This window comes from Arthrobacter bambusae (assembly GCF_022606295.1).
In the GTDB taxonomy this organism is placed as follows: Bacteria; Actinomycetota; Actinomycetes; order Actinomycetales; family Micrococcaceae; genus Arthrobacter; species Arthrobacter bambusae_A.
On record NZ_JAHHZS010000015.1, the window covers coordinates 73,471 to 94,098 of the forward strand.

20 protein-coding genes are annotated in these 20,628 nt (G+C 64.1%); 11 read left to right on the forward strand and 9 right to left on the reverse strand.

The window, feature by feature from the left end; all coding sequences use genetic code 11:
- Positions 1-58: 58 nt before the first annotated feature.
- Positions 59-466: a VOC family protein gene (locus KNN17_RS12175; RefSeq protein WP_241709336.1), complete on the forward strand. Its 408-nt coding sequence runs from the start codon at positions 59-61 to the stop codon at positions 464-466.
- Positions 467-628: 162 nt separating this feature from the next.
- Here the strand turns inward: KNN17_RS12175 and KNN17_RS12180 are convergent, their stop codons facing one another.
- Genes KNN17_RS12180 through KNN17_RS12190 form a run of 3 tightly spaced genes read right to left on the reverse strand, consistent with a single transcriptional unit; the run spans position 629 to position 3,127 of the window.
- The gene (locus KNN17_RS12180; RefSeq protein WP_078107744.1) at positions 629-1,231 is read right to left on the reverse strand and encodes a TetR/AcrR family transcriptional regulator; all 603 of its coding nucleotides are present in this window, start codon (positions 1,229-1,231) and stop codon (positions 629-631) included.
- A 53-nt stretch (positions 1,232-1,284) separates the two neighbouring features.
- Positions 1,285-2,637: a phenylacetate--CoA ligase PaaK gene (gene paaK, locus KNN17_RS12185; protein WP_241709337.1), complete on the reverse strand. Its 1,353-nt coding sequence runs from the start codon at positions 2,635-2,637 to the stop codon at positions 1,285-1,287.
- A gap of 7 nt (positions 2,638-2,644) precedes the next feature.
- The gene (locus tag KNN17_RS12190; protein WP_241709338.1) at positions 2,645-3,127 is read right to left on the reverse strand and encodes a hotdog fold thioesterase; all 483 of its coding nucleotides are present in this window, start codon (positions 3,125-3,127) and stop codon (positions 2,645-2,647) included.
- 129 nt (positions 3,128-3,256) lie between these two features.
- Between KNN17_RS12190 and KNN17_RS12195 the strand changes: the two genes are divergently transcribed.
- The 3 genes from KNN17_RS12195 to KNN17_RS12205 all read left to right on the forward strand — a co-directional run bounded on the left by KNN17_RS12195 (position 3,257) and on the right by KNN17_RS12205 (position 4,997).
- Positions 3,257-3,811, forward strand: a complete 555-nt coding sequence (locus tag KNN17_RS12195; RefSeq protein WP_241709339.1) for a GNAT family N-acetyltransferase — start codon at positions 3,257-3,259, stop codon at positions 3,809-3,811.
- Between the two features lie 117 nt (positions 3,812-3,928).
- Positions 3,929-4,729 carry a response regulator transcription factor gene (locus KNN17_RS12200; RefSeq protein WP_241709340.1) on the forward strand — a complete coding sequence of 267 codons (801 nt, stop codon included), beginning with the start codon at positions 3,929-3,931 and terminating at the stop codon, positions 4,727-4,729.
- Between the two features lie 82 nt (positions 4,730-4,811).
- The gene (locus tag KNN17_RS12205; protein ID WP_241709341.1) at positions 4,812-4,997 is read left to right on the forward strand and encodes a hypothetical protein; all 186 of its coding nucleotides are present in this window, start codon (positions 4,812-4,814) and stop codon (positions 4,995-4,997) included.
- 98 nt (positions 4,998-5,095) lie between these two features.
- Here KNN17_RS12205 and KNN17_RS12210 read toward each other — a convergent pair whose 3' ends face one another.
- The 6 genes from KNN17_RS12210 to KNN17_RS12235 form a co-directional block, all read right to left on the reverse strand.
- Complete coding sequence (locus tag KNN17_RS12210) at positions 5,096-6,727, reverse strand: GAF domain-containing sensor histidine kinase (RefSeq protein WP_241709342.1); 1,632 nt, start codon at positions 6,725-6,727, stop codon at positions 5,096-5,098.
- Positions 6,728-6,793: 66 nt separating this feature from the next.
- A complete protein-coding gene (locus KNN17_RS12215; RefSeq protein ID WP_241709343.1) occupies positions 6,794-9,013 on the reverse strand; it encodes a S9 family peptidase in 2,220 nt (739 codons plus the stop codon).
- A gap of 78 nt (positions 9,014-9,091) precedes the next feature.
- Positions 9,092-9,586, reverse strand: coding sequence for a hypothetical protein (locus tag KNN17_RS12220; protein WP_241709344.1), 495 nt, complete (start codon positions 9,584-9,586; stop codon positions 9,092-9,094).
- 58 nt (positions 9,587-9,644) lie between these two features.
- On the reverse strand, positions 9,645-10,577 hold the full coding sequence (locus KNN17_RS12225) for a signal peptidase I (protein WP_241709345.1): 933 nt from the start codon (positions 10,575-10,577) through the stop codon (positions 9,645-9,647).
- Positions 10,578-10,664: 87 nt separating this feature from the next.
- Positions 10,665-11,285 (reverse strand): TasA family protein, encoded by a 621-nt coding sequence (locus KNN17_RS12230; protein ID WP_241709346.1) that lies wholly within the window; start codon positions 11,283-11,285, stop codon positions 10,665-10,667.
- A 169-nt stretch (positions 11,286-11,454) separates the two neighbouring features.
- Positions 11,455-12,498: an LCP family protein gene (locus tag KNN17_RS12235; protein WP_241709347.1), complete on the reverse strand. Its 1,044-nt coding sequence runs from the start codon at positions 12,496-12,498 to the stop codon at positions 11,455-11,457.
- A gap of 421 nt (positions 12,499-12,919) precedes the next feature.
- Here KNN17_RS12235 and KNN17_RS12240 point away from each other — a divergent pair, with 421 nt between their 5' ends.
- The 7 genes from KNN17_RS12240 to KNN17_RS12270 all read left to right on the forward strand — a co-directional run bounded on the left by KNN17_RS12240 (position 12,920) and on the right by KNN17_RS12270 (position 20,628).
- On the forward strand, positions 12,920-13,882 hold the full coding sequence (locus KNN17_RS12240) for a plastocyanin/azurin family copper-binding protein (protein ID WP_241709348.1): 963 nt from the start codon (positions 12,920-12,922) through the stop codon (positions 13,880-13,882).
- A 114-nt stretch (positions 13,883-13,996) separates the two neighbouring features.
- Positions 13,997-14,662, forward strand: coding sequence for a PAS and ANTAR domain-containing protein (locus KNN17_RS12245; protein WP_241709349.1), 666 nt, complete (start codon positions 13,997-13,999; stop codon positions 14,660-14,662).
- Between the two features lie 117 nt (positions 14,663-14,779).
- Positions 14,780-17,590 carry a PEP/pyruvate-binding domain-containing protein gene (locus tag KNN17_RS12250; protein WP_241709350.1) on the forward strand — a complete coding sequence of 937 codons (2,811 nt, stop codon included), beginning with the start codon at positions 14,780-14,782 and terminating at the stop codon, positions 17,588-17,590.
- A 976-nt stretch (positions 17,591-18,566) separates the two neighbouring features.
- Positions 18,567-18,803 (forward strand): Flp family type IVb pilin, encoded by a 237-nt coding sequence (locus KNN17_RS12255; RefSeq protein ID WP_241709351.1) that lies wholly within the window; start codon positions 18,567-18,569, stop codon positions 18,801-18,803.
- A 67-nt stretch (positions 18,804-18,870) separates the two neighbouring features.
- Positions 18,871-19,107: a Flp family type IVb pilin gene (locus tag KNN17_RS12260; RefSeq protein WP_241709352.1), complete on the forward strand. Its 237-nt coding sequence runs from the start codon at positions 18,871-18,873 to the stop codon at positions 19,105-19,107.
- Between the two features lie 124 nt (positions 19,108-19,231).
- Positions 19,232-19,606 (forward strand): TadE/TadG family type IV pilus assembly protein, encoded by a 375-nt coding sequence (locus KNN17_RS12265; RefSeq protein WP_078107728.1) that lies wholly within the window; start codon positions 19,232-19,234, stop codon positions 19,604-19,606.
- Positions 19,594-20,628 (forward strand): Tad domain-containing protein, encoded by a 1,035-nt coding sequence (locus KNN17_RS12270; protein ID WP_241709353.1) that lies wholly within the window; start codon positions 19,594-19,596, stop codon positions 20,626-20,628. Before KNN17_RS12265 ends, KNN17_RS12270 begins: the two co-directional genes overlap by 13 nt.

Below are 20,628 nucleotides of genomic sequence, written 5' to 3' on the forward strand. Positions count from 1 at the left end.
CTCACGAGGTCTTTCCGATCGCGTGCGGCGTAAGATTTTTTGCGTAGGAGGTGGCGAAGTGAACCTAGCACTGAGAACAGCCACAACCGTCTTGCCCGTCGACGACGTGGACCGAGCCCGCAGCTTCTACGCAGAGAAACTCGGCCTCCCTCATCGCGGCATGACCTGGGATGGAAATGATTTGTTCGGCATCGATGGTGGTCCCATGCTGCAGTTGATGCCCATCAAGGACGGCATGCATTCATCGCACACTGCCCTTTCCTTTGAAGTCAGCGACATCGAGCGGACAGTCGACGAAATGGAGGCGAGCGGCGTCGAATTCCGGGATTATGATCTCCCCGAGCTCAAGACCGAACACCACATTTGTACTACCGACGCCGATCGTTGCGCCTGGTTCATGGACACGGAAAACAATGTCCTCTGCGTCCACGAAAGCTTGGGTATCCAGGCCGAATACCAGCTCTGAAAAGCATCACCGCACCACGCAGAACGCTCGCTCACTTTTTAGTGAGCGAGCGTTCTGCCAATTGGGGATATATGTGAGCGGGCGTCGGTTGAAAGGGCCGTATATGTGAGCGGGCGTCCGGGGGCTGCAGGGAGAGGGACGGAGGGGTGCCCCGGAACCGTCCTACGCCGAGGCGTGCAGGCCGTCGAACGCCATGGTGATGACGTCGTCGGCCAGGCGCTGCGGGGAGAGCGAGCCGCCCGGTTTGTACCACTCCACGATCGAGTTGATGGTGCCGAACAGGAGCCGGGTCACGGTGCGGGGATCGATGTCCTGGCGCAGCGTGCCTTCTTCTCGGGCGGCCGAGATCAGCGCGGCCACCTTGTGGTCGAAGGCACGACGCCGTTCCAGGGCGTCGCGCTCAATGTCGGTGTTGCCGCGGAGCCTCAGGAGCAACGTGACGAAAGGCAGCCGGTCCACCAATACGGCGATGGTCTGCCGGAGGACAAATTCCAAACGGGCATCCGCTGCCCCCGTCACAGCCTCGGGCTGTTCCAGGATGGCCTCGAGCCCACCGAGGGCGTGCTCAAGCGCGAGCTTCAGGAGGTCACCCTTGGACGGCACATGGTGGTAGATGGCCGACTTTGAGATTCCGAGGTTTTCGGCCAGAATGCCCATGGACGTGGCGTCGTAGCCGTGGCGGTTGAAGACGTCGACGGCGATGAGCAGCACTGATTGCTGGTCGTATCCGGGGCGTCCCCGCTTGGTTACTGTTTCACTAGGCATGCTGGCCATTTTCTCATGAACGTTCGGTTGATCCGTGTATCCGCCGGGCCACGTTACCTCTTGGGTCGCATGTCGTAGACGCGGCGCAGTTTGCCGTTGGAACGCTCGAGCGAACCCGGCTCCACGACGTCGACGACGCACGAAGAACCCACGTGGATCTTGATCTGCTCGCGCAAGGCGTGTGCCGCCGTCGTGCCCGCCTCGACGGAGACGTTCTCGCGGCGCTCAATCTTGACCGTGAGCGAATCCATACGCTTGCCTTCGGGGCGGGTGAGCTCGAGCTGGAAGTGCGGGCTGAGCTCGGGGATGCGCAGGGCGATTTCCTCGATCTGCGAGGGGAAGAGGTTCACGCCGCGCAGGATGATCATGTCGTCGCTGCGGCCGGTGATGCGGCCCATGCGGCGGTGCGCGGGGCGGGCGGTGCCGGGCAGCAGGCGGGTGAGGTCCTTGGTGCGGTACCGGATGATCGGCAGCGCTTCCTTGGTGAGCGAGGTGAAGACGAGTTCGCCCGGTTCGCCGTCGGCCAGCACGGCACTTTCCCCGCGCGAGGGATCGAACGGATCGATGATCTCCGGCCGGAAGTGGTCCTCCCAGATGTGGCAGCCATCCTGGGTCTCCACGGCCTCGCCCGCTACGCCCGGGCCCATGACCTCAGAGAGCCCGTAGATGTCGCACGCTTTGATGTTCATGGTGGTTTCGAGCTCGTGCCGCATTTCCTCGGTCCACGGTTCGGCTCCGAGCACCGCGTATTTGAGCGAGGTCGACGCCGGATCGACACCCATGTGGACCATCGCGTCGGCGATCGTGAGCAGGTAGGTGGGCGTTGCCAGGATGGCATCCGGCTTGAAGTCCTGGATCAGCTGGATCTGGCGTTCGGTCTGGCCGCCGGACATCGGGATGACGGTGCACCCCAACGCTTCGGCACCCGCGTGGGCGCCGAGGCCGCCGGTGAACAGGCCGTAGCCGTAGGCGTTGTGGACCTTCATGCCGGGGCGGACTCCTGACGCCCGGAGCGAGCGGGCGACCAGGGTGGCCCAGTTGGCGAGGTCGTTTTTGGTGTACCCGACGACGGTCGGCCGGCCCGTGGTACCCGAGCTCGCGTGGATGCGGGCTACTTCGTCCTGGGGCACGGCGAACATGCCGAAGGGGTATTCCTGGCGGAGGTCTTCTTTGGTGGTGTACGGGAACTTGCCGAGATCGGACAGTTCGCGGAGATCGGAGGGGTGGACGCCGGCGTCGTCGAACTTGCGCTTGTACAGCGGGACGCGATCGTAGGCGTAGGCCACGGTGTGCTGGAGGCGGCTGAGCTGCAGGGCCTCGAGCTCGTCGCGGGAGATGGTTTCTTCGCGATCCAGCTGTGCGGTGTGAAGCGGTGCGTCGGGAGCGGCGACGGTGTTCTGTGTCATGGTCTTCCTACTTCTTGGAGATGGTGCGGCTGCGGCCACGGAACTCGGCGATGAGCTCGCCATAGCTGCCCGGATCCTCGGACGACCCGGCTGCGGCAGCTTGGCTTGCGTCGGCCGCGAAGATTTGGATGTCGTACAGGCCGCTGCGGCCGTTGTTGGCGCGGCGGTTCGCGACGGCGGTGATCACCTGGCCTTGATAGGCCGGCTTCAGGAAGTTGATGTCGACGCCGGCGGCGACGGTGATGGTCTCGGCTTCCGACGGCGAGGGGTTGGCCGGGTTGCATGCCAGGGCAAACGCTGAATCAGCGAAGGCGAAGATCATTCCGCCGTGGGCCATTCCGAAGCCGTTGAGCATTTCCTGCCGGAGCTTCATGCGGACGGTGGCGTGGCCGTCGTCGACCTTGAGCACCTCCAGGCCCATCCACTCGGAGGCGTAGTCGTTCTTGAGGATCTGGTGCTGCGCTGCGCCAGAAAGGGTGGTCTCAACCATGCGTCATTGCCTCCAGCTTTATTTACCGAATGTTCATTAGGTAATCCCAGTTTGCTTGAACTGTCAAGAGGTGACCGCCCGGCGGGCCCGATCCGGACCCCAAGAAACCCGACGTAGTAGCCTCGAGTCATGCCGCTCATCGAACTGCCCATCCGGACTGCGAGGCTCGTGCTTCGCCGATTCGAGGCCACTGACCTGGAGCGATTCCACGGCTACCAGTCACTGCCCGGGACTGCCAGGTTCCTGCTCCGGCAGGAATTGACCCTCACGCAGTCCATGGAAGCGCTCGGCCGTTACGCCAACTTCACCTTCGAGCAAGAGGGTGACTGGGTGTGCCTCGCCATAGAGCGCGCGGACTCGCCGGGGCTGCTTGGCGAAGTGGTCCTCAAGTGGCTGCCGGGCACGGGGCAGGCCGAAATCGGCTGGATCCTCGCTCCGGAAAGCCGGGGCCAGGGCTACGCCGCCGAGGCGGCCGAGGCCGTCCTCCGCCTGGGTTTTGAGAAGCTGATGTTCCACCGGATCGACGCCAAATTGGATGCCCTGAACACCTCGTCGTCGGGATTGTGCGAGCGACTTGGGATGCGCCGGGAAGCGGAGCTTGTGGACAACTGGCATTACAAGGGCCAATGGTCCACTGAAGTCATCTACGCGATGCTCGACTCGGAGTGGCGCGCGCGGAAATAGCGTTCGCTACCCGGACAAAGCGGACTTACGCCGACATGCGCGAGAATAGCGGTACCGCCGGTGTTAAGGTGGGCTGAGCATAAGAGAGATGGGGATCTTGACGTGGGCGCATCGGGCGTGGCTGTAGTAATCGAGGATGACGATGACATCCGTGAGGTAGTCCATGCCGTCCTCGAGGCATCGGGCCTGGAGGTTTACGCGGCCGGAAACGGCATCGATGGCGTGGATGCCGTCCGCCGTCACAACCCCGACGTGATCACCTTGGACCTTGGCCTGCCGGACATTGACGGGATCGAGGTCACCCGTCGCGTCCGGGAGTTCAGCGACGCCTACATCATCATGCTCACTGCCCGCGCGCGCGAAGTGGACACCCTGCAAGGGCTGTCCGTCGGCGCCGACGACTTTGTCACCAAGCCCTTCCGCCCCCGCGAGCTCCTGGCCCGGGTTGAGACGCTCCTCCGCCGGCCCCGCGGCAGCAAGCTTTTGAGCGGTTCCGCGGGGAGCACGACGGCGGAGCTGCCGCCGGCCCAGGCGCTGAACTCGCCAACCGCACCCACAACCGTGATTTCGGGGGCTGAGCCCTCAGGGCTGGAACACAACGGCCTCTTCCTTGACGTGGCCACGCGGACTACCCGGGTGGATAACGAAGAGGTGCAATTGACCCGCACCGAGTTCGACCTCCTTCAGGCCCTGATGGAGGCTGGACGCGTTGTCCGAAGCACTACTGGGCTTGCCCGCTGGCTCCATGCCAGGGAGTACGAAACCGGAGGCTACGTCAGCGAATCCGAAGAGCGTGCGATCCAGGTACACATCGCCAATCTGCGACGGAAACTCGGCGATTCGGCGCAGTCGCCGCGTTGGGTTGAAACCGTGCGCGGCGTCGGTTACCGGCTGGCAGCAAAGACGTCCGAAAACTGAGCCAATCTTAAGCGAACCTTTAACGAGCCTCTTTACGCTGGGAAAGTCAACTTCGGATTTTTACGGCTCAAAGGAGCACTGCATGAAAAAATTCGCCGCAACACTTCTCATGACGGGCGTGCTCGCTATTGGTGGATTTGTCACCCCCGCCAACGCCGCCCCGAAGCACGACACCACGAGCACCACGAGCACCACGAGCTCCACAGTAACGACGGTTAACACCGGCACTGTTGTCCACTACGCCTCGATCGGTTGGTGGCCCAACTAACTCACAGTAGATGCCGTTTTGGCGCCTCATAACGGCATCTACTGCCAGTTACTTGGGTAGACGCACATAGAACACCGCCCCGGAGTCAGCGGCGCGCCTTAGCTCTCTGCATCCAGGGGGAGCCGGACTGAAACCGTGGTTCCCACGCCAAGGGCGGATTCGACATCGAGCCGGCCGGAATGGCGTTCCACAATGTCGTGGGCTATCGCCAAGCCAAGCCCGCTCCCGGGGATGGCCGCGGTGGAGGCGTTTGAGGCGCGGAAGAACCGCGTGAATACTTGCTCGATTTCCGTTTCCGGGATCCCGACGCCGGTGTCCTCCACGCTGACCACGACGCTGGGAACCGTGCCTGGGTCCGAGGTGATCCCGCTGCTGACCGCCACGTGGCCGCCGTCGGGCGTGAACTTGATCGCGTTGCTGATGATGTTGGCGAAGACCTGCTCGAGCTTGGCTTCATCGGCCTGGACAATCACGGTTCCCGGCGCGTGCATCACGGTGAGGGACAGTGAACGGGAGTCAGCGAGCGGCTGCAACGTCGAGACAACAAGCCTGAGCAAGGTGCCCACATTCACACGGCTCAACTGGAGATCGCCGGAAGTGTCCTGGTGCGAGACGGTGAGCATGTCTTCGATCAGCCGTCGGAGCCGCTCGGCATTTCGTGAAATGACGTCGACCATACGCTCGACACCTGCGGGAAGAGGTCCGCCGGCGCCGCTGCGCATCATGTCCAGATAGGCCGTGATGGACGTCAAGGGAGTTCGAAGTTCGTGGTTCACTGTGGTGAGGAAGTCTGTCTTGGCCTGGTCGAGCTCCTGGAGCTTGTACATGACCTGCTGTTGCGCGCCGATCAGGTGGCTCTGCATCAGGCCATACGCCAAGTTCCCCGAGACGTGCTGGATCAGGCCTATTTCGGCGCGGGTCCATTCCTGCGCCGTGTCCGGGCGCGCGATCCAGATGACCCCCAGAACGAGATCTCCCTCGCCTACCGGCACCACAACCGACGCCGACGGCGCCCCCGCACCACCCGGTACACCCGCGCCACCGGATTCACCCGCGGGAGCCCGTTTCGGCAGCGGCTGCACCTCCGCTTCCGCCCACAACCGTTCCGCGAGTTCGAACGTGGCGATGTCGCCGGTGAGTTCGCCCGGCAGGACTCCCGGTACCAGTCCCGGAGCGTTCCATTCGGCGCTGACTTGCGGAACCCGCGTGTCCGGGAACGTCGTGAACCAGACGTGTTCCGCGCCCAGGGCCTCGCCGATGCCCTTCACCAGATGCTGCGCTATCCGGTCCGGGTCAATGGTGGACCGGATCGCCGCGGACACCTTCCGCAGGCTCTCCCGCAGCGACTCGGCTTCCGAACGGCGGCGCGTGCGTTCGGCGGCCCGGGCTATCAGTACCAAGGCCCGGTGCACCCGAAATGCGGGAGGCTGGCCCCGATAGGTGAAATCAGCAATCGTCCACCCTTCCAGAGCCGTAACATCCAGCTCGTCTTCGGGATCCAGCAGGAGCAAGACCGGAGCGTCATTCCGGGGAAGGAACTCGCGGAGGTCGTTGTCCACCACCAGCACGTCGCTCTGTTCGCTTTTCAGCGCGGCAGCAAGTGAACCGGCGTCGTGCGCTGAACGAACCATGAACCCTGCTGCGGTGAGCGCCGCCACCGTCTCGGCAAGGCGTCCGGGATCAGGGTCAGCCACCAAGGCGCGGTTTGGTGCCGATGCGTCGTTAGTCAATCGACTGTCCACTACGCTCCTACTGTTTCGGTTCGGCCCCCATGGGAGAGCCTACTATCGAGGGCGCTACTTAAGCCCTGCTCCAGGCAGGAGTTCGACGGCGCCGAGCGAGTCCGCGACGAAGGCATAGTCCCACGCGCGCTCGCGCCACTGCACGTATCGTCCCGAGGCTCCACCGTGTCCGCCGTCCATCTCGATCTTCATGACGATCGGCGCCGTGCCGGTGGTCTCGGAACGCAATACCTGGACCCATTTGGCGGGTTCGACGTAGAGCACACGGGTGTCGTTGAAGGACGTGACGGCTGCGATCCGCGGGTACGACACGGCGCGGATGTTCTCGTACGGGGTGTACGACTTCATGTATTGGTACACCTCAGGATCGGTGATGGGGTTGCCCCATTCTTCCCATTCGAGTGCGGAGAGCGGCAGCTCCGGGTCCAGGATGGTGTTGAGCGCGTCCACGAACGGCACGGCTGCCACGATTGCCGCATACTTTTCCGGCGCAAGGTTGGCCACGGCGCCCATCAGCAGGCCGCCCGCGGAGCCACCCATCGCGGCGATCCGCTCCGGCGCCACCCAACCGGAGGACGAGAGCCAGTCCGTTGCCGCGATGAAGTCCGTGAAGGTGTTCTTCTTGTTGAGCTTCTTGCCGTCGTCGTACCAGCGCCGGCCGAGCTCGCCGCCGCCGCGGATGTGGGCGATCACCATGACGATCCCGCGGTCGAGGAGTGACAGCCGGGCCACACCGAAGCCGGGATCCATGCTGACCTCGTACGAGCCGTAGCCGTAGACCAGGCCCGCGGCGCTCGAATCCTGCGCAAGGGAGGCGTGCCGCAGAACGGACAGCGGCACGCGCGTGCCGTCCGCCGCCGTCGCCCATTCCCGGGTGGCCACGTAGTCGGACGCGGTGTACCCGCCCAGCACGGGGCTTTCCTTCCGCAGCAGCAATTCGCCTTGCGGCAGCGCGGCGGTGGGCAGCACGAAGTCGTACACCCGCGACGGCGTGAAGTAGGAGGTGTATCCGATGCGGATCACCGGCGCTTCATAGTCGGTTCCGCCCACACCAGCCGTGTACAGCTCCTCATCGAAGGCTGGCTCCACGGCGGCACCCTGGGCGGCGGTGCCCAGCCCGGCGAGCGGGAGCACCTGCACGCGTTCGATCGTGTCCTGCCGTACAGACACCACCAGATGCGTCGAGGTGACGCCCGCGCCGTTGACGCGAACGGCGTCGGAATGCCCGACGACGGTGCGCCAGTGCTGCTCGGCCAGCGGCTTGGCGAACTCGGCCGGGTCCGCGATGGACACCATCGAGTTGATGGCGTCCTTGTTGTGGGTCAGCAGGATGGTCTCGACACCCTCGAGGAGGAACGGCTCGGCCTCGTAAAGGATGTGCTCGTCCCGGGAAAGCACGGTGGACAGGCCGGCGTCGAAGTCGTCGAAGCGGAGCAGGCGCGTCTCGCTGAATTCCGAGCAGCCGATGCTCAGCACGAGGTACCTCCGGTCGGAGGAGAGCTCGAACCCGAGCCACATGGCGACGTCGTCCTCTTGGTAGATGACCTCGTCCTCGCTGACGGGCGTGCCCAGGACGTGCGACTTCACTTGGTAGGGGCGCCAGGAATCGTCCACCACGGTGTAGAAGATCCGGGTGCCGTCGGGGGAGAAGGCCACGCCATAGAAGATGTTCTCAATGACGTCGGGCAGCGGTTCACCCGTGCGCAGGTCCTTGATGCGGAGCGTGAAGCGTTCCTCGCCGGAGTTGTCCACGGCGTAGGCATAAAGGTTGCCGTCCAGCGTCACGGCAGTGCCGCCAACGGAGAAGAACGGCTTGCCTTCCGCCTCGGTGTTGCCGTCCAGCAACACTTCTTCACCCTGGAGTTCGACGCCGGGTTCCACCGCCGGCGGGGTCCAGTCCGCTACGGGATTGCCGGAGTTCGCAGCCCGGACGCGGCACTGGATGCCGTACTCCTTGCCTTCGACGGAGCGGGTGTAGTACCACCAACCGTCCTTGCGGCTGGGGACCGAAAGGTCGGTCTCCTGGGTACGCCCCTTGATTTCCTGGAAGATCGCCTCGCGCAGCGGTTCCTGGTGTGCGGTGATGGCTTCCTGGTAGGCATTTTCAGCCTTCAAGTGCTCAATGACCTCGGTGGATTCCTTGTCCCGCAGCCATTCGTAGTTGTCCACGAAAACATCGCCGTGGTGCTCGCGGGTGTGCGGCACCTTCTTGGCGACCGGGGCCGTTGGGCTGTCGACGTGGGATGGCTGGGCGGAACCGGAAGTCTGCGTCATCCTCTCAATATATAGAGGGAGTGCGACATCGGCGCCCGCGTTCGCTGCGGGGGTAGCGGCGTGCGGGTGGCCGTCGGCTTAGGTGCAGGTGAACTGGCCCGTCGTGGCTGTACCTGTCCAGGTGTTGCTGGTGCCGGGGACCGGGTACTGGTTCTGGACGGTCCAGGTCCAGGTGCCCGTGTGGGGCGAGATGGACGCTTTGTAGCTTGCGCCGCCGCTTTGTTTGCTGGTGCCCGTGAATACGGTGCTTCCGCCGCTGGAAACGGTGAAGACTCCTGTGAATCGCGGATCTGTTATCGCCCAGGACGTGACGGTGATGGTGAGGTTCGAACCTTGGCAGTTCGCGGTGACGGTTGCCGTGGATGCCGGGATCATGGCGGAGGAGACGGGGAGTGAAGCGCTGACGGACCCATTGAACGCAGCCTGCGCGATACCGGGAGCGAAGATCAATACCGCAGCCGCCGCCAGGACCGCGGCGACGCGTCCGGACGCAGGCGTCCGCCCGGCGTCGGCGGTGCTCCGGCTTCTACGCAAGGTCGGCGGCTTTCTGTCGGGCCCGGTGGTCCATTCCATTCTTACGACTTTCACACGGTAAGGGCAGCGGATCCGGTTCGGTTCTTTGAAGGGGTTTTCATGCAACGCGGCGCATGGTGTGGCCGCCCAGGGCTTTTTCCAACTGCGGCTGGTGTTCGCGGACAAGTTCGCCGGCTTGGATTGCCGCGGTGTGGTCGGTCATGACCAGGGCGTGTTCGAGGCGGACGCAGTGCTGTTCCATCCGGAGCGCCCCGACCATTGAGGAGCTGGTTTTCAGGCTGAGCACCGCGTCCATCGCGAGGTCGCTGTCGCCGCTGCTCAGGGCGTGGCTGATCTTGTCCACCCGCTGGGGCAACAGCCTGGCGTAGGCGGCCGCGAACTTCTCGGCGGCCTCCTTGCTCTTCATCTCCCTGGCCAGGCGCTTGAGGGGGCGTCGGTCGAAGGCCGGCAGGGGGCGTTGGGCAGCGCCGGCGTCCGCGTCGTCGCCCTCGGGCTTTTTCCGCCAGATGGAGACGAGCACCATGACCACCAGTGCGGCCGGAGCGCCGTACATCAGGACCTTCAGGACCACGGGATCACGAAGAGTGCGGATCGCGTTGCCAAGGTAGGGAACGGTGAAGACCTGGCGGTCGACCTGACCGCCGGCCAATGTCGCTGTCCAGGGGTCGGCGCCGTTGTTGGCATCGCCCTTGGTGCGGACGGTGGCGGTGCCTTGGCTGTTCACTGCCAGGTCGATGATCCGGTGGGTTTCCACCCTTTGGTCCTCCACCGGAATGTGGTACGTGATGATGTCTCCGACCTTCAGGTCTTTGACTGCGACGGGAACCGTGACAACCACGTCTCCCGGATTGATCAGCGGAGCCATTGAGCCGGTGAGCATCGTGCTGGTCTGGTAGCCGAGGACGCGGGGCCCGACGGCGAGGAACAGGAACGCGGCGACGGCGGCGACCATCACCGTGGTCGTGATGACGTTGACCATGGCCCGGACAAACGTCGAGACCCGCCGGCGGCGGACCAGTGGTGCGGTCATGGTTGGGTCTCCGTTCCTGTGGAAGGCCCTCCGCCGTCGTTTTTCAGGGGGGCTCGACGGCGGAGGGCTGGCTGGGGTGGGGCGGCGTTACTGGGCGGTGGCGGTGCGCTGGGTGCCCGTGAAGGTGAACGCGATGGTGCTGCTCTGGCTCTGGAGGGTGTTGTCCGCGGTAGCGGGGAGGGTCAGGGTGACGCGCAGGTTGTCGGCGTGTCCGGCGGTGACCGAGGTCAGGTTGGCCAAGGCAACGTTGGCGCCGATGACGGGCCGGGAAGCGAGGACGCTGGTGGTGGTTCCGGTGCAGGTGTAGGTGTACGCGGGGGCGGTGCCGGCTTCGGTCCAGGGGACGGAGCAGGCATCGACAACAACCTGCAGGCCCATCGTCGTGTTGGTGTCCAGCAAGGAGGTGGGCGAGGCCGCGGTGGTCAGGGTGATTGCGGAGAGGTTCTGGTTGCTGGCTGCGTTGCTCAGGGTGGCCACGCGCTGGACGGTGTCGCCCGGGACCAGGCCGGAAGCGGCGACGCTGAGCCGGTTCGCGGTGCCTGTGGCGCCGAGGGCGATGCTCACGCTGCCGGAGGCGACGGTGTTGCTGGCCGAGGTGCTGGAGGTGAAGGCACCGTAGGTTCCCAGTCCCGCCACGCCGGCAGCAGTGCCGACCAGGGCCAGGGAAGCAATGACTTTACCGGAGGTGGTTTTCAGGTTGAGACCCATGATGATTTCCGTTTCTTGAAGCCCGTTGAGACCGGGATTTCACGGACTTTGCTGCCCGATGACCTCTACTTTCCGGCAGGAATTTTAGGAAGGCGCAAGGATTCCCCAAGCTTCCCTTCAAGATTAGTTAAATATTCAATCAAGATCTTTGCGAGTGTTGAGCGGGAGCTCAGTAACCATGTGCGGCCACATACTCCGGCAAGGTTCCGTCCCGCAGTGCCCCGGCCACTTGCCCGATCCCGGCGTAGTCAGGCACCACGATGGACTGCCCGTCCGGGGAAGTACCTGTGCCTGCCGTGGGCAGGGTGAAGAAGACGGAAGCGGCGGGATCCACCGTCCGGAGGGCGTAGGCCAGTCTCGCGACGGAAGCCGGATCGTATCCTTGGTCCACCGTGAGATAGTTTGTGGCGAAGTTGACCAGGCCAAGGACGGCGGCCGGAGACTGGATTCCGCTCCTGAGCTTGCCCAGGAGTGCCCGGAGGAACGTTTGCTGGTTGCGGACGCGCTGGTAGTCTCCGTCCACGAACGAGTAGCGCTCGCGGACGAACTCCAAGGCAGCTTCCCCGTCCAAATGGTTGACGCCCGCAATAAAGGTGTGATGGGTGTCAAAGCTCGCGGTGAAGGGCAGCGTGACATTGACGTCGATTCCGCCGAGGGCATCCGTGAGGACCTTGAAGCCCTGGAAATCCAGCATGACGGTGTGGTCGATGTGCGTGCCCAACAGCGTCTCAACGGTCCGGACCACCAGGGGGATGCCTCCCACCTCCAGGCTGGCGTTGATTTTGGCTGCGCCATAGCCCGGGATGTTCACCCAGTTGTCGCGCATGATCGAAATGCCGTAGACCTTTTGCCGGTCCGCTGGAACGTGGATCAGCATCAGGCAATCCGAACGTTGGTCCGCTGACTGGCCTGTTGTGACGGTCTGGTTGTTTTGGTCCCTCGCATTTGCCCGGCTGTCGCTGCCAATCACCAGGATGTTCATGGGTGTCGCGGGCAGCTCGGGGATTATCGGCGGTGCGGGTGCTGCAGCGGTTGGCGCGGGGGACGTAGTGGGGGACGGGGCACGGGTAGCCGTGGCGCCGGCGGAGGCGCTTGAGGGCGATGGCCCGGACGATGTCCTGACGGAGCCGGCGATGACTGCCGCCAGGACCACGACGAGCGCCAGCAGGACTGCGAGCCCCGCCGATAGCCACAGTCGCCGTCGTCTGTCCATGTCCGGAAAATACCACTCAGTTGGGTTAAAAACGCCTGCGGGAAAGCCTCAATTCGGGCACAAAGACAGCCCGAATGTAGTCCTTATATCTCGACAAAATAACATTCCAGGAGCACGATGAGAGGTAAATCTCTCGCCTTCACCTGGGCCGGCTTTGCCGTGTCCTATCCGTTCCGCAATGGGGGGCTCTTTTGCCCACGGAACCGGACGTTATCCCTCCGAGCAAAGGAGGACCCTGCATGGCCCCAACGTCGTGGCGCCGCACCGTATGCGGGGGGAGGGGCAGCAGCTGCGAGCTGAAGTTCATAGGGAAGTTCAAGGAATCCGAGTCACCGTCAAACGACGCCATGGTCTCCGGCGCCTCAAAATTTCCAGGCTGATAACAGCCGGTCAGCAATGATTTTCCTAAGGAATGAGTCTTATGGCTACTCATCCAAAACCCCTTCTATTGCCGCGCCTTCGAGCGCTCATGATTTTGCTCCTTGCCTTGGTCCTGCCGGTGGCACTCAGCGGCACGGCAGCAGCGGACAGTGGCAAATCCGCAAGGACCTGGACTGTCCAGGTCGGCTCCGAATCGTCGGACCAGGCCATCCAGGGGATGTCCTTCCTGCCGAATAACATCTTCATCAATGCCGGTGACAAGGTCACCTGGGAGGCCAACTCGGCCGAAATCCACACGGTCACGTTCCTTGCCGCAGGGCAAACCATCGAGTCCACGCAACCTTTTGATCCTTTCAGCCCCCTCTATATCTCGGCGCAGGGCGGCACGTCCTACGACGGGCACTCCTATTACAACTCCGGCGTGATGTCGAATGTCTCGGACAGCGGGTTCGCCGAGGTTGATTCCTACACCCTGAAGTTCCCGGATGCCGGCGATTTCACGTATTACTGCCTGGTGCATGGCGCGGCCCAGAAGGGCACCGTACATGTGCGGGCCAAAGGTACGGACTACCCGTACACCCAGGAGCAATACAACAACCGGGTAGATCGGGCTGAACGGGCCATCATCCGTGACGGCTACAAGCAATGGAGCGACGCCCGCGACCAAGCCAACGATCACACGGTCATTTCCGGAACCGACGACGGCGTCGCCATGGTCATGCGGTTCATCGAACCCAAAGTGGTCATCCACGTTGGCGAAAAAGTGAGCTTCGTCAACAACGGCATGGGCGAGCCGCACACGATCACCTTCGGCGACGAGCCCGCCAACCCGTTCCCGCCGCTGGGCGATCCGACGAATTACACGGGCGGGCAGCTCAATTCTGGCCTTTTGCCGCCGGGCGTGACATTCACCGTGACATTCAACAAGGCAGGGGTGTATGACTACATCTGCGCACTGCATGATTATTTTGGAATGGCCGGCAAGGTGGTGGTGAAGGACTGACCCCCTATTGTGAACGCAGAGAGGGGCTTGTTGGGCCGCCAGCGTCGTGCGCCCGCTGTATTCTGTACGCTTAGCTAAATTAGTAAGCACACTTAGGAAGTGAGTCTTTGCGCCATGTTGGACAGCCCTCATACGTACTCGAGTGCACTGGGCGCCCCCGGCTTTCTGGCCGGAACCTTCCTCTTTGACCCGCCCTCGGGGAAAGCGGAATGGTCCGACGGGCTCTTCAATCTCCACGGCTACCAGCGGGGGGAAGTAGTTCCCACACTTGAGCTGCTGATGTCGCACAAACACCCGGATGACAGGCCACGGGCTATGGAGATACTAGCTCAAGTCTTCCGCGACGGCGGGCACTTCTGTATCTACCACCGGATCATTGACGCGCAGGGACATGTCCGTCGCGTGTTGACGGCCGGGAACGCGCAGCTGGGTCCGTCGGGGACCGTCGCGGTCGAGGGAACCGTGATCGACCTGACGTCCACGCTGCGCCGGGAAACCGAGCAAGCGGCGCGTGACGCCGTCGCGGGCGCCAACGCCACGCGGGGCGTCATCAACCAGGCGCGCGGCATCCTGATGGGGCGGTTGCTCCTTGACTCCGACGCCGCCTTCAAACTGCTCGTGAATTGCAGCAGCATGACGAACGTCAAGGTCGCAGTCCTGGCCTCGCATCTTGTGCGCGTGGCGGACACAGATCAGGGGCCGGAAGCAATGGATGAGTTCATCGGCGTTCTCCAGGCTTGCGACCAGGCGGCGATAAACCGCGCCCTGGACCCGCAGTAGGAGTTGGACCCGGAGTAGGAAGCCGGCCAGCGCAGCCATCGCCTCCCGCCCGGCAGCGTGGCAGTATGTTGTGAGTCAGGCTCGATGAGGGTGTCTCCGCGATAAGGAGCGACAGTCATGACCTACATCTACAACTTCGCCGATGTCCAAGCGGCCGACGTCGCCGTGGCGGGCGGCAAGGGCGTCGGGCTGGGGAACCTGGTTCGGGCCGGGCTGCCGGTTCCTCCGGGTTTCGTGCTGGCCACTGCGGCGTATGGGGCCTTCGTGGATGCCAATGGGATTCAGGCGCGCATCCAGGAGTTGGCGGCGCTCACGTCCGAGCCTGCGCCGCAGGATTACGAGGACGCCTCAGCCGCAATCCGGGCCCTTTTCACCGGCGGCACCATGCCTGCCGCCATCGCCTACGAGCTCGCCGCCGCTTATGAGCGCCTTCGCGACGGGGGCGAGTCCGCCGGTGACCGGCCCGGCGACGGCGACGGCGAGTCCGCCGGTGCGCCCGTCGCGGTGCGCTCGTCCGCCACGGCGGAGGACCTTGCCTCGGCCAGCTTCGCCGGGCAACAGGAAACCTACCTCAACGTCCGCGGCGCGGAAGCACTGGATGCGGCCGTCATTGACTGCTGGTCTTCCCTGTGGACGGCGCGTGCCATGGCCTACCGGGACCGCGAAGGCATCGCACCGGGCGATGTCCGGCTCGCCGTCGTCGTCCAGCGGATGGTCGAGGCCGAGGCGGCCGGGGTCATGTTCACCGCCAATCCGGCCAACGGGCGGCGGGACCAGATCGCGATCAGTGCCGCGTGGGGCCTGGGGGAGTCCGTGGTCAGCGGAACCGTCACCACGGATGACCTTGTTGTGGAAGCGGGAACCGGCCGCGTACTCTCGCGCCGGACAGCAGACAAGGAGGTCATGACCGTCTACGCGGAGCACGCGGCAGACCGCGGCTCCGGCGTCGTCCCGGACCAAGGCGTCCCGGATCAGGGCGTCCCGGTTCAAGGAGGGACGACCGAGCAGCCGGTCCCGGCGGCGCTTCGGAACCGGGCCGTGCTCGACGACGGAGCTGCCGCCGCGCTGGCGCGTTACGGAACGCGGATTGCGGACTACTTCGGAACTCCGCAGGACATCGAATGGGCACGGGCAGACGGTGATTTCTTCATGCTGCAATCCCGGCCCATCACGGCACTGCCTGAACCCGTGGCTGACATTCCGGACACCTGGCCGCTGCCTTACCCGAAGGGGCTCTATTTCCGAGCGAGCATCGTGGAACAACTGCCGGATCCGCTCTCGCCCCTCTTCGCCGACCTCATTGACGGCTCGGTGACCCGCTCGCTCAAGGCCCTGATGAACGAAGCCGTGGGCAGCGAAGTCGTCAGGGACGGCGACGTCGGACTGCCCACCATCAACGGTTACGCCTATTACTACTACCGCACCATGGCACTGTGGCGAGTGATGGGCAAGGCGCCTGGAGCTGTGGTCGCCCTGGCCCGCGGCAAGGCCCACATGGGCATGACCGGTTGGCGGGAATTCTCGCATCCGCGCTACAAGGAGGTGCTCAAAGACTGGTCGGCGAAGTCCGCGGGGGAGCTTTCGGGAGAGGAACTGCTTGGGGGTGTCCGGACGTTGCTCGACGCCGGAACCGTGTACTACACAGCCGTGGAATCAGTCATTCCGATCGCCGCCACGAGCGAAATCTCCTTCCGGGCGTTCTACGACAAACTCATCCGGCGTGCGGGAGATCCTCCAGCCGAGACATTCCTCCTGGGCTATGACAGTGAACCCATCCGTGCGGAGAAGTCGTTGTACGACCTCGCGGCATGGGCCCGGGAGGTTGAGGGGCTGGCCCCGGCGATCCTCAATCAACCGACGGCGGCGCTGGCCGAGTCGCAGAGAAACTGGCTCCCGCCTGCCGGGATGGACGCGGCCCTTTGGCAGCAGTGGCGGCCGCGTTTCCAGGCCCATCTCGATCGCTTCGGCCATGCGGTCTACAACCTGGATTTCCTCAGCCCGGTACCGGCAGACGATCCTTCGGTGCTGCTGGATACGGTGAAGTTCTACCTGCGGGGGCACGGAAATGACCCGCACGAGCGCCAGCGTCTCTCGGCCGCCCGACGAGAGGACCAGACCGATCGGATCCTCGCACGGCTGGGTCGGACCCGGCTCGGGCGGAGTCGGAGGGCCCCGTTCATCCGCCTGCTCCGCTGGGCGCAGAAGTCCGCGCCAGTCCGCGAAGACGCGCTCGCCGACGTCGGGCTGGCCTGGCCGCTGATCCGGCGGATGCTGCTCGAACTGGGAAAACGGCTGGTCTACTCCGGCATCATCGCCAGTCCCGCCGACGTGTTCTGGCTGCGGCAGCAGGAGCTGCAAAGCGCCGTCGAGTTCGGCCTCGCCGCGCCGCAACCGCCGGGCACGACCGAGCCGCTAGCACCGGTGGCGGTAGCGATTACCGGCGCGGCCCGACCCGTCCGGGCCGACGTCGTCGAGGAGCGCAAGATGCTTTGGCGTGGCCAGGCCAAGGCGGCTGCCCCGCAACTGCTGCCGGAGACCCGTTGGATGAAGGGCGTCTTCGAATCAATGATGCCGGCGCGCTCCCAGGACCAGCCGAGCGACGTCATCAAAGGGGTCGGCGCCAGCGCGGGCCGGGTCACTGCTCCTGCGCGCGTCCTGACCGGGCCACAGGATTTCGGCCAGATGGCGCCCGGGGATGTCCTGGTTGCGCGCATCACCACTCCCGCGTGGACCTCGCTGTTCGCCATGGCCTCCGCCGTGGTCACCGACGTCGGAGGCCCGTTGAGCCACAGCTCCATCGTGGCCCGGGAGTACGGCATACCCGCCGTGCTCGGCACCGGAGTCGCGACCCAGCGGCTCACGAGCGGCCAACAGATCACCGTCGACGGCGACGCCGGCACCGTGACCGTCGAACACCCGGCCGGCTAACTGAGCGCCCCCTCCCCGGACGCCCGCTCACGTATGTGGTGTTTCCGGCGGACGCTCGCTCGATTGAGGTGAGCGAGGGTTTTGGGATTTGGGCGTATATGTGAGCGAGCGTCCTGGAGGGACCGCGGACAGGTCCGTTAGGGCCCGACGGCGGGAGTCGGGTTGCGCTGTTTTCTGGCCTCTCGGGGGTGCTCCCCACAGACGCTCGCTCACGTATGTCGGGTTTTTGGCCGACGCGCGCTCGGTTGATCTGAGCGAGGGTTCTGGGATTTGTGCGTATATGTGAGCGAGCGTCCTGGAGGGACCGCGGACAGGTCGGTTAGGGCCCGACGGCGGCAGGCCGCTTGCGGTTGTTTTCTGGCCTCTCGGGGGTGCTCCCCACAGACGCCCGCTCACGTATGTGGTGTTTCCGACGGACGCTCGCTCACGTATGTGGGGTTTCCGGCCGACGCTCGCTCACGTATGTGGGGTTTCCGGCGGACGCGCGCTCGGTTGATGTGAGCGAGGGTTTTGGGATTTGGGCGTATATGTGAGCGAGCGTCCTGGAGGGACCGCGGACAGGTCGGTTAGGGCCCGACGGCGGCAGTCGGGTTGCGCTGTTTCCGGCCCCTCAGGGGGTGCTCCCCACAGACGCTCGCTCACGTATGTGGGGTTTCCGGCGGACGCGCGCTCGGTTGATGTGAGCGAGGGTTTTGGGATTTGGACGTATATGTGAGCGAGCGTCCTGGAGGGACCGCGGACCGGTCGGTTAGAGCCCGACGGCGGGAGTCGGGTTGCGCTGTTTTCCGGCCATGGCCGGGGGCGGCGGGAATGCCCAAGATCGCCGGGTTTCCCTAGGTTTAACCCAAGAAATGCGCAGGATCGCGAGTCTTGACACAGGATGTCCCAAGGACTGCTCCACGGGGTATCGGGCGTTGCTAAGTTGCTTGTGAGCTGGTGCTGGACCAGCCCACCCCAACTCGCTCAGGAGTTTCACATGTTTGCTTTCTTCTCCAATGCCGCATCCCGGATCCGCCGTGATGAAAAGGGCGCCACCGCCGTCGAATACGGCATCATGGTTGCCCTCATCGCTGTTGTCATCATCGCCGCCGTCACCCTTCTCGGCGGTACCTTGAAAGACACGTTCACTCAGATCCAGTGCTCCGTGAGCAGCGGACACTTCACGGCTGGCACCACCACTGGCGGCGTCCACACCGCTGCCACCTGTAGCTAGGTGCAACGCGGCACTACTTAGCCCGCATCCGGCCATTTTCTTTGTCTGCGTTCAGTCAGGAGCCTAAATGCTTTCGATTTTCCGTAAGTCCGCATCCCGCGTCCGCCATGACGAGAAGGGTGCTACCGCCGTCGAATACGGCATCATGGTTGCCCTTATCGCTGTGGTCATCATCGCCGCCGTCACACTTCTCGGCGGAACCTTGAACGACACGTTCACCCAGGTCCAGTGCTCCGTCAGCAACGGACATTTCACGGCTGGCACCACCACAGGTGGCGTCCACACCGCTGCCACCTGCTCCTAGGAGCCGCGCCGGTAGTGCCCGGGAGGCACTACCGGCACGCAAGGCAATTACCGAGTGGCGGCGGCATTCACGCGGCCGCCACTCTGCTTGATCCGAACCATCTGTTCTCTGGAAGGGCAACACAATGCCGAGGTCTTCAGAGCGCGGTGCCGTGGCAGTCGAGTTCGCCATCCTGGCGCCCCTCCTGATCATGCTGCTCCTGGGCATCATGGAATTCGGCAGGGCTTACAACGTGCAGGTGTCGCTCTCGAACGCGGCCCGCGAAGGTGTCCGGGTCATGGCGATCTCAAACGACCAGACGGCCGCGAAGACAGCGGCAAAAAACGCAGCGGTGGCGTTGAATCCAGGGCTGGCAGACACGAACTTCACCTTCAGCCCGGCCAGCTGCACGGCCGGAGCCCAGATGTCCGTGACGATCAAGTACACCCTCAGCACCCTCACGGGAATCGCGGGGCCTTTCCCCATGCAAGGAGTAGGAGTCATGGTATGCGGCGGCTGATGGTCCCCAAAAACGACGACGGCGAGCGCGGCGCGATTGCCGTCCTCGTCGCGCTCTTGTTGGTGGTGCTGCTCGGTTTTGCCGCCCTCGCCGTGGATGCGGGCATGCTGTACTCGGAACGGGCGCAAGTTCAGAACGGATCCGACGCCGCGGCACTCGCGGTAGCCCAGAAATGCGCCGCGAATACGAGCGATCCGAATTGCTCCACCACCTCCCAGATCGCCAGCGACATCGCAAACAAAAATGCTAACGATGGCCTGAACAACATCAAGTCGATCAATCTGGACCTGACAAACCGGAAAGTCACCGTGACCGCCGGAGCCCAGCAAGCAGGCGGGGCGCCGAACGCCGTCTCGCTCTTCTTCGCGCGTGTGCTGGGCGTCAACTCCACCAGCGTTGTGACCAGCTCCAGCGTTCAATGGGGTAGCCCGGTCGCGGGCACGACCGCGTTCCCTCTCGCGTTCTCCATCTGCCAAGTGCAGGGATACATCGGCGGAGCACTCCAGCTTCTTCAGGACCACAGCTCAGGCGCCAACCCCAGCTGCAACTACGGCCCTTCCGGCGCTGTCGCGCCGGGGGGTTTCGGCTGGCTCGCTCAGGATGCCGGGGTGTGTGGCGCCACGATCAACCTCGCCACGAGCGAAGCCGGCAGCTCCCAGGGGAACAGTCCGCCTAACTGTCCGCTCCAAAAGTGGGCCGATACCATCAACGCCGGGCGGGATGTCGTCGTCTTGCTCCCTGTCTTCGACGCCATAACGGGTACAGGAGTCGGAGCCGGCGCCATCTACCATTTGGTGTCCTTCGCCGCTTTCAAAGTGACGGGGTGGAAGTTCAGCGGCGGCAACAACACTCCCCCGGACAGCTTCCATAACATCAGTCCCTACGTGTCTCCAGCGGTGTCCTGCTCCGGAGGTTGCCGCGGAATCATCGGGAGCTTCGTCAAATACGTCTCGCTGGCGGACGGCTACTCGCTGGGGCCCGTAGATGCCTACGGGGCCACCATTGTCCGTCTCACCCCCTAG